A 1,544-nucleotide genomic window follows, 5' to 3' on the forward strand; every position below is an offset into this window, starting at 1 on the left:
TGACGCGGAAGCGTGGCGGCCCGGAGGGACACGCAGCCGCAGAAACTCCCGATCACGGAAGATCCTTCTCGTCGCCTGACTATTTCAGCAACCTGCTAATGTTCCCGATCGCGCCGTTATCGACTGGAATTTCAAGGTGATCGCCCAATGCGCAATTTTGCTGGACTTGCGCACCGTCAAAACCGTTGAGCAACGAAACGCAGTCTTGGCGGGCGAAGGCGCGCCAGACAGCCTCCAGGCCATCCTGACCCCCAACCAGGCGCTCGCGTTGAGGCAGCAGCTGGAGCGGATGACGGATCATATCTACGGGCGAGAAACATTGACTGCCGCCGCGCGAGACTGAAACGGCGCAACGCGAACACGGCCCAAACCATCCCGAAACCTTGTTTTCTTGTGAGAAACAGGGGTGAAAACGATCTTGCCGATATGAAACAGGAGCACACATCACACCGGGCCTCGCACCAATCGCGCCCGCCGTTCAGCCATGAAACTGCGCACCGCCTCAGCCGTGCGCAACTCCAGACCTCGGCCATCTCGCAGGCGCCTCACAAGTTCAGAGTTCTTAACCGCGGCCTTGCCGAAATAGCTTGACCCCATCCCCGTCTCTCGAAGGAAAGCCTCAATCTCAGATAGGAGAGCAGTTGTTATGTCGTTCGGAGCATCTGTCATGCGCGCCACTATATCCGCTATAGCGGACGGATCAAGCTCCAGCAATCTCCCCTATCGGAGACGTGCAACTTTGTCCGCAATGGCGGATAAAATTGTTATGGCAAAATTGAACCAAACCAACACAGAAGAACCATGGAGAACGCGCCTGCGCGAGGCCATTGAGGCTTCGGGCAAGAGCCAACGCGCGATCTCACTGGAATCCGGCTGTGGTGCTGGCTACCTGAATGCCGTATTCAAAGAAGGCAAAGACCCGACGGTCAACAAGCTTCTTGCGATCTGCGCTGCAATACCCGTTAGCGCGACATGGGTGCTTTACGGCGCCAACGTCACTGATGAAGACCTAGAACTACTTGAAATCATGCAAGCAAGTCCACGGGCACGCGAAGCCGTTCTCACCCTTCTGAAACAGGCTCGTCAGCACTAGCGGCCCTTCGCGCCTCGGCTGTCAGTTCAGCCTTCTCCGCGCTCTCAAGCGCGCCGAGACGCGCCATGAACTCTAGCAACAACATCTCTACACCTGCTCAAAAGATTGGTTAGCCTCGTCATCGCGCGAGGCTTTTTTCATTGCCGAGTCGATCGGTCGGTGCCTCCAATAAACGATAACCAGAATCCATCGCAACACCGCATCCGCCATAGCGGTTATTTTTTGTTGCCAATGTCCGCTTTGGCGGATATTTGTTCGCACACCAACCACCACTCACAGGAGGCAATGATGCGGCGCGATGAACCCAGATTTCTGCGACTGCGCGACGGGCTCACCGCGCCGCATCGGCCCGCCTACCCGCTCTCGACCTTTGCCGCGATCCTCGCCGCCGGGCTGCTCTTTGCCAACCTCGGCCTGCGCACCGCGTTGAACCTCGCCGCAGCGCTTGAGC

At 57.6% G+C, this 1,544-nt stretch carries 2 protein-coding genes; both read left to right on the forward strand.

Annotation, left to right across the window (positions count from 1 at the left end):
* Positions 1–136: 136 nt before the first annotated feature.
* Positions 137–343: a hypothetical protein gene (locus tag CRO22_RS18470; RefSeq protein ID WP_097071599.1), complete on the forward strand. Its 207-nt coding sequence runs from the start codon at positions 137–139 to the stop codon at positions 341–343.
* A 423-nt stretch (positions 344–766) separates the two neighbouring features.
* A complete protein-coding gene (locus CRO22_RS18475) occupies positions 767–1,093 on the forward strand; it encodes a helix-turn-helix domain-containing protein (protein ID WP_097071600.1) in 327 nt (108 codons plus the stop codon).
* Positions 1,094–1,544 lie beyond the last annotated feature (451 nt).

Source organism: Rhodobacter maris, from assembly GCF_900217815.1.
GTDB lineage: Bacteria > Pseudomonadota > Alphaproteobacteria > Rhodobacterales > Rhodobacteraceae > Rhodobacter > Rhodobacter maris.